The sequence below is a fragment of the Streptomyces sp. NPDC001027 genome, assembly GCF_040299045.1.
Lineage (GTDB): Bacteria > Actinomycetota > Actinomycetes > Streptomycetales > Streptomycetaceae > Streptomyces.
Genome location: NZ_JBEPBI010000292.1, coordinates 1 through 8842 on the forward strand (window position 1 = coordinate 1; position 8842 = coordinate 8842).

Annotated in this window: 5 protein-coding genes and 3 pseudogenes; 2 read left to right on the plus strand and 6 right to left on the minus strand. The window is 67.3% G+C overall.

Annotation, left to right across the window (positions count from 1 at the left end; all coding sequences use genetic code 11):
• Positions 1 to 218: 218 nt before the first annotated feature.
• Together ABT300_RS38305 and ABT300_RS38310 are read right to left on the minus strand one after the other, a co-directional pair.
• Positions 219 to 875: a hypothetical protein gene (locus ABT300_RS38305; protein WP_351686102.1), complete on the minus strand. Its 657-nt coding sequence runs from the start codon at positions 873 to 875 to the stop codon at positions 219 to 221.
• 140 nt (positions 876 to 1015) lie between these two features.
• A complete protein-coding gene (locus ABT300_RS38310) occupies positions 1016 to 2491 on the minus strand; it encodes a UvrD-helicase domain-containing protein (protein ID WP_351686105.1) in 1476 nt (491 codons plus the stop codon).
• A gap of 1784 nt (positions 2492 to 4275) precedes the next feature.
• Here ABT300_RS38310 and ABT300_RS38315 point away from each other — a divergent pair.
• Together ABT300_RS38315 and ABT300_RS38320 are read left to right on the plus strand one after the other, a co-directional pair.
• The gene (locus ABT300_RS38315; RefSeq protein ID WP_351686108.1) at positions 4276 to 4689 is read left to right on the plus strand and encodes a DNA-binding response regulator; all 414 of its coding nucleotides are present in this window, start codon (positions 4276 to 4278) and stop codon (positions 4687 to 4689) included.
• Between the two features lie 479 nt (positions 4690 to 5168).
• The gene (locus ABT300_RS38320) at positions 5169 to 6074 is read left to right on the plus strand and encodes a hypothetical protein (protein ID WP_351686111.1); all 906 of its coding nucleotides are present in this window, start codon (positions 5169 to 5171) and stop codon (positions 6072 to 6074) included.
• Between the two features lie 124 nt (positions 6075 to 6198).
• Here ABT300_RS38320 and ABT300_RS38325 read toward each other — a convergent pair.
• The 4 genes and pseudogenes from ABT300_RS38325 to ABT300_RS38340 all read right to left on the minus strand — a co-directional run.
• Positions 6199 to 6568 (minus strand): annotated as a pseudogene (locus tag ABT300_RS38325) (helix-turn-helix domain-containing protein); the annotation flags it as partial.
• A 1131-nt stretch (positions 6569 to 7699) separates the two neighbouring features.
• Positions 7700 to 8005 (minus strand): annotated as a pseudogene (locus tag ABT300_RS38330) (DNA helicase); the annotation flags it as partial.
• A gap of 76 nt (positions 8006 to 8081) precedes the next feature.
• Positions 8082 to 8558, minus strand: coding sequence for a hypothetical protein (locus ABT300_RS38335; protein ID WP_351686114.1), 477 nt, complete (start codon positions 8556 to 8558; stop codon positions 8082 to 8084).
• Positions 8558 to 8842 (minus strand): annotated as a pseudogene (locus ABT300_RS38340) (DUF6083 domain-containing protein); the annotation flags it as partial. The pseudogene ABT300_RS38340 and the gene ABT300_RS38335, both read right to left, overlap by 1 nt.

An 8842-nucleotide genomic window follows, 5' to 3' on the forward strand; every position in this document is an offset into this window, starting at 1 on the left:
GTGCCCATAAAACCATTGCCCAGCACCCGCCCCCGAGCACCCTCAACTACCCCGCCACCAGGACATATACCCAGCGAAAGAGGAATCCAGCACTAAAGTCCCAACGATTTACAGTCCCGGTACGTATGCGGCCGGGAGGGCTGCGGAATTTGCAGGGGGTGCGTCGCCGCTGCCTCGGCGGAGGAAATCAGCGTCTGCATGGAGTTGTCACAGCCCTGTCAGCCATTGACCTCTTCTGAGTCCGGCACACTCGGAGCGGTTGCTGGCGACTCGGATGCGTCATGGGAGGTGTAGTACACGGACGAGCCTTGTTTGACGCGCTGTGCGTTGCTCTTGGCGACGAGCCCTTCGAGGGTGGTACGCACGACGTTGGTCTGGATCCGGCGGTCGGGGTGGGCCTGGGTGAGCGCGGCGGCGACCTCGGCCGCGGAGCGTGGTTCGCTCTGTTCGGTGAGGTGGCGGCGGATGAGTTCGACGAGGGTGGGCTGAGCTGTCTGCTTCGGGGCAGCGGTCTTGGCGGCGTTCTTCTTCGTGTTCGCCTTCGCTTTCGTCTGCTTGCTGTCCTGAGGGGAGGTGGTCTTCCTCGGCCGGGTTTGCTTGCCGACCCTCGGGGCGGTGCCGGTCTTAGGCTGCGGAACGGAGGCCGCTGCGGCATCTTCGGCCGAGGCGGTGGGCTCGGGTGTGACGATGCCGAGGGCCTGCTGAATGTTCACCAGTATGGCGTGGTCCTGCTGCAGGGTGCTCAGTTGCTCCTGCAGGGCGTCGATCTCCCCGAGGAGACGGTCTTGCTCCTTGGTGTTGCGCTCGAGGTCGGCGGTGACCTGGGCGCTGTACTGCGCTTTGAGCTCGGTTGTCTCCACTGGCGTCTCGGTCATGTCAGTTCCCTTCGAGCAGACGACTGCGCGGTTGATGGGGGATGTTACCCACCCTCCCTGTTTGTGCAGCCCCTGCGTCGGCCGCACGCCCAGGCGGCGGATGCCGCAGCGGTGTGACGGCGGCCTGGACTGCGTGGAGTTCACTCAGCCCTTGGAGGGCCGGGGGAGGGGTGGGTGTTGATCCAGGAGAGGCCGCCGAGGTCGAGGTGGTGACGGCCGCGGGTGACGGCGACATAGGCGAGGCGGGCGTCGGTGCCGCTGACGGGTTCGGGGATGGGGCGGCCCTGGGCGTCGTGCTGATCTGTGTCCTTGGGCGGGGGGAAGTCGTCGGCGATTCTCACAGCTGGCCATTCGCGGCCCTTGGCGGTGTGCGCGGTGGAGACGGTGACATTGGCGTTTGTCTCGTCGGTGAGCTGGTTGATCGCGGAGAGGATGGCGTCGGGTCCGTGGGTGTCGACGAGGTTGACGAAGGGCTGTAGGTCACGTCCGGAGGGGTCGTGTTCGGCGTACTCCTGCAGCTGGCACCAGGAGCCGAAGAGGACAAGTTCGGGATGGGCGGTGGGGCGGCCCTCTTTGAGGTCGCGGGCGGCGAGCGCCAGCGTGGCCAGCGCCTGTGCGCCGCGGGCCAGGGCGACGCGTCGGCCGTCGGCGAGCAGGCGCATGACTTCGGTCATGGCGCCGATGTTGGTGCGGCACAGCACCGCGTCCGGGCGGTCGAGACTTCCGACCCTGGTGGGGACCGTCTCGGTGCCGGTCAGACGGATGGGGGCCTCGGCGAGTTCGAGCCACCGGTTTGCCTGTTCGGCGATCAGAGGGCCGAAGCGGAAGGAGCGTGTGAGGGTGAGGTGCGTGGCGTCGAAGCCGGTCATGACGTCGCGGGCGCCTCGCCAGCCGTAGATTGCCTGTGCGGAGTCGCCGACCATGACGAGCTGCGTGTGGTCGCGCTGGGCGGAGAAGACCTGTTCCAGCACGGGGTTGGTGTCCTGGGCCTCGTCGAGGAGCAGGAAGTCGGCGTCGATGCGCGGTTCGGTCAGGGCCCACATCTTCAGGTAGTGATCGTGTTCGAAGCGGACTGCTCCCTGATCAGGGTTGTGCAGGTCCGCCCAGGCGCGGCGGGCAAACGGCAGGATTGCTTCGGCGAGCTGGGCGTGCTCGTCGGGTGTCCCCAGACGGCGCAGCGGTGGGACGTGGTGGCGGGCCAGGGTACGGTCGGCGGAGTAGCAGAAGCGGGTCACGGTGCGCAGCACGGCGTTGGACAGCGACCTGGCGCTGATCTCGTGCTTTCCGATGTGGACGGGCCGGGTGATGCCGAGTGCCTGGCCGGTCTTCCAGGCGGGCTGGCGGGGACTGTTGAGGCGGTGGGTGTAGCGGTGGCCGAGGGCCGCGTAGGCGGTCGCGTGCGCGGTCTTGCAGTGCACGGTACGGGGGAAGCGGGCCGCAGCGTCGAGGGCGATGCTCTTGTTGAAGGCGAGGTAGCGGCCGTGGCGGCGAGTGGCGGCGGCGAGCATGACGAGGGTGGCCGTCTTGCCGGTGCCGGCGCCTGCTTGCAGGACGAGATGGCCACCAGCGCGGAAGGCGTCAGTGGCGTGGATCTGTTCATCGGTGGGCGTGGGCAACGAAGACTCCGCAGCGAGTATGAAGATGAAGAGAGCCCGGCTGCCTGCGGCCGAGGGGCTCTCATGGGAAGAGGGGCGTTATGGTGCCGCCGGTGCACGGTGGCTGAGGGCACGGACTGCGCAGGTCAGCACTTCTTCGAGGGTGTGGTCGGCGAGCAGGACCTCTAGCCGGTCCTCCAGCGCGCGAAGGCGCTCTTGCTCGGCGAGGGCTCCGGTCAGGCGGCAGGCTGAGGAACTCCTTCGGCCGCTGGCCCCGGGAAGCTGCAGCCTGGCGGATGGCCGCCTCACGGCTCTGGCTGAACGCGATATTGAGCCGCACATGCCCTGTGCGGTTCGGGTAGTGCGTGCTCAAGACGTCGATGGGTAGCCGTGGGGCCAGGCGGCGCCGCAGCGTGTGCAGGGCGTTACTGCGTCTGCGGGCGTCCTGCACGGCCATCAGCCGGGTGCGGTCAGCGTTCGCGGCCAGCAGTACGGCCCGCTGGGCGCGCTTGAGTTCACCGGGGCAGAGGGGCCGGGTCAGCAGGATCTCGACGGCATGGTGTTGCGTCACGGCCGGACCGCCTTCTGCATGCGCCCTTGACCGGCCGACACGGCCCGCACACTCCACGAGCGGGCGGCCCCGGCCGACAACGCGCACCGCGCTCGTTGAAACTCCCCACTCCGTTGAACGGCGGACCGAGTGAGGCGACGAGTACCCCTGGCCGATTCCACAGATCCTCATCATCCGGTTGCCGCAGCCACGGCAAAGGCTGTGCTGGCCGCAGCGCATCAGTCGGCTGGTACCGCCAGGGTTCACCCGCAGGGCACGACGCATGGGGACGGCAACGGGACTGCCGTCCCAGTGCCGCCCGGAAGACGAAGGAAGGGAGTGCATGAGGGCGAACCTGCCAGCCAACACACCAGACATGTGGAACTGGCGCCGTGGCGTCGCCCGGTCAGCCGCCTGTGGGGCAACTGGTGTACGAAGAGGGGTTCGGGTGTTCGGTGCGGTGTCGCCGTTGCAGGCCGCCGAGCGCATGCATGCTGCAAGAGCTGATCGAGGCCAAGGGCAGGCGTCGTTGCAGCCTTCGGGAATTCGGGGTCCCGGGGTTGGCACAGGCCGTTGGCCGAGGCAGCGAAGGCTGCCAGTGCAGAGTCATGGGCGCTCAGACTGGCAGCCGCGTGCGTGACACCACCGCACCGCAAGTTGGCCTCGGACTGGTAGGAGGAGAACCTGCGAGCGCCAGCGCGAAGCGCACTACTCACGTCGCATCCGCGTCGAGCACGGGCATCGCCCGCCTGAAGTACTGGCGGGCCTGGGCCCGCCGCCTCGGCCGCCGCGAGGAGTCCGGCGCAGCGGGTGCGCTTGGCCGTGTGCTGAGCGTTTCCCTTCTCTTCGTTATTGAAACTTTGAACAGCCTGCGCTGGTTTCACGTATGCAAGGAAGTCATAGCTTCGGCGGAAGGACCTGAGAGGTGCGATACCCGGCACGTGAGAACGTCTCTGCACGCAGGTATCACCGGTTCAGCTGGTCCCGCACGTCCGTCCCGAGGCTCCACGCGTCGGTCCCGCGTGTCGAGGTCGTCCCGTCGAGGCCCCGTTCACGGCCTGTCCGTCGCGCTCACCTGTGCCCAGGGGCAGTGGCCGCCCGACGCTGGCTGGCCCCAGACGACCGATACGTCGGCGGAGTGCTGCGGGTCCGGCCGCCGTATCGCACGCTTCCCGAGACCGAGGTGGACGTCGTGGTCCTGTGCTGCGAGGACCGTCGGCGTCGTTCGTGGCGCTGCTGAAGGGAGATGGGCTCCATGAGCGTGCCGGTGATTGTCGTCAGCCCGCGGCTGGATACCGAGACGGTGGTGGAGGTGTTCCAGGGCGGGGTCGGCTGTCTGGTCGAGGGCGACTACTGCACCTGCATGCTCTCCTCGGCGGTCGTCGCCGCCACGATCGGCCACACCTATCTCTCGCCCGCTGCCTGTGCCGCCCTCCGGGACGCGGTCAGACGGAGCCAGGGGAGGAGGAAGAGGCGACTGAGCGACTGCGCTCCCTGCCGGATCGTGGAGTTGCTCTCCACCGGCCTCGGTGCCCAGGGGGTCGGGCCGCGGCTCAATGAGAAGACCGTCCGCAACGACCTCAGCGACATCTACGCCAAGCTCGGCACCCGGGGAAGCACGGAAGCGGTTCTGCGGTGGCTGGGGGTGACAACCTCAACGACCCCATGAGCCCGATTCTGAGAACAGTGTTGCGGAACAGCACTGCACAATCGTCCAGCGAAAGCCTGCACTGAATGAAGGTCTCTGCGTGAATTCGTGGAGGCTTACTTTGCGTCTCCCCAGAGTCGTCTGTCGCGCTTACCTCGCCGATCTCTGGCAGTGGGATATCGATGTCCGTCATATTTTGAAAAATGTGATGTGATGCTTCTTCATCACTCCGGATCCGCTGAAGGTGAATGATGAACCCTTCTCGGTGGTCTCGGTGCCGCAGTCCCGGACGTTGCAGGTGAAGCCGACCGTGAAGAAGCGCCGAAGCTGTCGCTTTTGTTCTTTTCGGTGTCGAAATCAAGTTTATCCAGCTTGCCCGAGCTCGTGCGCTCAGTTCATGGCGGCCTCGTCTGGAAAAAAATCGTGAGAGGGATATTTGACCCTGTCGGCATGCCCTGATCCTCTGCGAAGATGAGGGGAAAGAAGCTCGCTCTGCTTTCATGGAAGGTCAACTCGTGCACACAGGACATGCCCGCAAAAAGAAGCGTTCCAGGGTCGTCGCCATCGGCCTCGGCTCGGTGCTCGCTGTCGCGGGCGGCGTGATAGCCGTTCCAGCCGCGATGGCGGCCCTCGTACCTGCCCCGGCTTCCACGCCCTTCCAGCTCAAGGGCGCCGAAAGCTTCGACACCGACAAGATGATGGCAGCCATTTGCCCAGGCCCGACCTCGGACAAGCCATTCCAAGACGTGGGTTTCTTCTTCATCGCCCTGGACACCGGCGAGGTGTCGCCGGACACGACCAACGGCGTCGGCAATGTGGGCAAGACACCTCCGGGCTCGCCGCCGATCGCCCGTGTCGCCGCGCACTGCGAGTACCCGGCGACCGAAGTGAAGGACTCGACGGGCGCCCCCACCGACACCTCCGACCTGATCATCAACTGCGGCAACGCCGCCCAGGCCGGTCAGGAGATTACCCACGCCCTGACGACCAGCAGCAGTATCACCCACAGCGTTTCTGTCAGCGCCAACTTCAACTTCAACATCATCAAGGACGTCTTCGGGGTCGGTGGCAGCGCTGAAGTGACCACAGAATGGTCCTTCGGCGAGGAGGTGAGCAAGAGCAAACTGGACAAGATCGACGTGCCGCCGCGCACCGCCGCATTCCTCGAACGAGTACCGAAGAAGCGCACCGTCACCAGCACCCCGGTCGCCGTTCTGGAGAATTTCACCACCATCACCCCCGACGAGGTGAAGGACGAGAACGGTTGGAGGGGCAATGGCAGCGCCCGCATCACCTCATCCGGCTTCACCATGTCCGCGACGGCCGACGTTCTGGACAAGAATGGGTTTCCCGCCGGCGCCATCCGCGCGAAGGACCGTCCCGTCACTGACGAGGACTGTGCCTGAGCGGAGCACGGATAGCCGCCGTGGACCCGTAGTGAAGCGTCTCGAACGCGTCCGGCCGGGTCCGTGGCGGCCCGTGCATGATCCCGCCGACAGTTGCAGTCGCAAGTGCGGCAGCTCATCCCCACCTTGAGCGGTGAGCAGGTCTGTCACCTACGGGGGCTCTCACCATTCTGACGTCCAGGTGGATCAGTTCGACGGACCGGGTACGCTCAAAGCGGCGGACGGGTTCGCCGGTGGTCCCGGTCGCAGGCAGCGAGCGTGGGCAGGCCATACCGGACGAGGATGCGGTGGGCGGTTGAGGCAGCGATGCCGCATCGGGCGGCCAGCCGGAGGGGGCCGATGCGATGCTCGCGCCGCAGTCGCACGACGTGCTGTTCGACAGCGGGTGACGTCCGAAGAGGACTGTGATGCGGGCTGCTGGCGCGGTCGTGCAGGCCAACTGCCCCGTGCAGTCGGTAGAGGCTGGCCCAGCGTGCGGCGGTGGTGTGGCTGACCAGACCCACTGGACCCGCTTCGGACTTGGATGCCCGACGTGCTCGGCGATCTGGTGAGGTCGGACCGGGGCGCCCTGCCGACGTTGCCGTCGGTGGGTTTCCCCGGCCCCGCCTCCCGAACCGGACGTGCCCGATCTCCAGGCATCCGGCTCTCCACAAGCTCACTCAGGCGACCGCTGCGATCGTGGTCCCATTGGGCCAAAGCAAGGATCTTGTTGCCGAGGTAGAGGTAGCGGTGGGTCCGCACCTTCGCGCACTTGAACAACAAGGTCACCTCGTCGTCGGCGGGTCACCATCGACCCGCGCTTTAGCGACGGCGCAAACTCTTCCAACTGGACCGGCGGTGCTTGCGCCGCAGCCATCCGAAGACCTGGCGTCAGGTGAAGGCCGACAGGTATTGGAAGGTCGCGGCCGACACCCCGTGCCGGAAGTACGCCGTTCAGCCCCGCAGCACCGGGAGATGGTGCAGCACGACTGCCAGCGGCAGGTTCGTGTCCTGTCGGCACAGCGTCTACGCCTTCTGGCCTTGCTTGCCGAACCCGACGCGACTGGCAGTACCGCGCCGTCCCGGCGTTGTCAGGGCTGCTTTCCGTCCTCACCGACGTTCCCGACTCGGACTGCCCTCAGCTTCTACCCGGCCGCTACGACGGCCCGGCGGCAACGGTCTTGCGCCTCCACTCGGTCATACGGCGCCTCGCGGCGCACCCACCCGTTCTTTCGCTCGACCGACACCACCAGCGCTTTCGCATTGCCCACCGCAATCCGGCGCAACTCGACCCGCCCGAAGACACCCGCCTCCTCCTCGTTGGCGGCGATGTCACCGACCGTGAACTGCGGACTCTGCGCGGTGGTCGGGGTGGGCCAGGAGGCAGGAGTCTGCCCGTACGAGTCGGTCCAGTCCGTCGGCCTCTGCAGATCGCCGCTGTCGCCGGGGTAGTCCTTGGGGAAGACGATGACAGGGCCGATGTCGGGGTCCTGGAAGACCGCGAGCGCCTGGTTGCGGGAGGCCAGGGCCTGCACCTGCTTCCACTGCGTCTCGGTCTCGTTCGCGAGGGTCCGCACCTCGGAGCGGAAGGACACCCGCATCGTCCCTTGAAGTAAAGGTCGTTGGTATAGAGCGACAGGCCGAGGTATGACTTGCGCACCCCGCCAGGCGGGCTGGTGGGGACTGTTGAGGCGGCCGGTGTAGCGGTGGCCGAGGGCCGCGTAGACGGTGGCATGCGCGGTCTTGCACTGCACGGTGCGGGGGAAGCGGGCTGCGGCGTCCTGGGCGATGCTCTTGTTGAAGGCGAGGTAGCGGCCGCGGCGCTGGGTGCTGGTGGCGAGCAGGGCGAGCGTGGTGGTCTTGCCCGTGCCGGCGCTGGCCTGCAGGGCGAGGTGGTGGCCGGCGCGGAAGGCGTCGGCGGCGTGGACCTGTTCGTCGGTGGGCGTAGGCAACAAGGGCTCCGCGAAGGACAGAGGACGGCACGCATGTCCGGGGCTTGTGACGGCGGATGACGCAGGGGGCGCTGCGTCAGCGGGGCGCTCGGCGGTGCCGGGTCAGGGCGCTGCTGGCGCAAACCAGGACTTCGTCGAGCGTGTGGTCGGCGAGTAGGACCTCGAGCCGCCTCTCCAGCGTATGCAGGCGATCTCGCTCCCGCGCTGCCACAGCCGCGGTCACCTGCTGGCTGAGGAACTCTGCCGGCCGCTGGCCCCGGGCAGTGGCCGCCCGGCGGATAGCCGCCATGTCGCTCCGGCTGAACGCGAGGTTGAGCCGTACCTGGCCGTCGCGGTCCGCGTAGTGCGTGCTCAGCACGTCGACGGGCAGCCGGGAGTCGAGGCGGCGCCGCAGCGTGTGCAGAGCGTTCCCCGGGCCGTGGGCCCGCTGCAGGGCCATCAGCCGGGTGCGGTCGGCGTTCACGGCCAGCGGCACATTGCGGCCGGCGCGCTTGAGCTCGCCGGGGGAGAGGGGCCGGGTCAGCAGGATCTCGACGGCGTGGTGCCGCATCATCACCGCACCGCCTTCGGTCCGCAGCCCGACGGCCTCCGGCGGACGATGGCGGGAAGGCGGGCATGGATGTGCTCGTGGTGGATCAGAGGGTCGAAGGGCTCCCAGTCGGCCACCGCCAGGTCGGGGACCGTCGGACTGGCCGCGTGCTGCGAGCAGCGCTGGGCACGCCAGCGCAACTGCTCAACGTAGGGTGTCGGCGTACACGTGAACGTACACAGCCGCGTACGGATGAACGTGCTCAGTTCTTGATGCGGTGAGGTCGGCGCGTCGGCAGTCTGCTCCTG

Excerpts from the sequence above, each read along its gene's own strand:
- ABT300_RS38315 (WP_351686108.1), top strand. The coding sequence starts at position 4,276 with ATGAGCGTGCCGGTGATTGTCGTCAGCCCGCGGCTGGATACCGAGACG.
- ABT300_RS38320 (WP_351686111.1), top strand. The coding sequence starts at position 5,169 with ATGGAAGGTCAACTCGTGCACACAGGACATGCCCGCAAAAAGAAGCGT.
- ABT300_RS38335 (WP_351686114.1), bottom strand. The coding sequence starts at position 8,558 with ATGATGCGGCACCACGCCGTCGAGATCCTGCTGACCCGGCCCCTCTCC.
- ABT300_RS38305 (WP_351686102.1), bottom strand. The coding sequence starts at position 875 with ATGACCGAGACGCCAGTGGAGACAACCGAGCTCAAAGCGCAGTACAGC.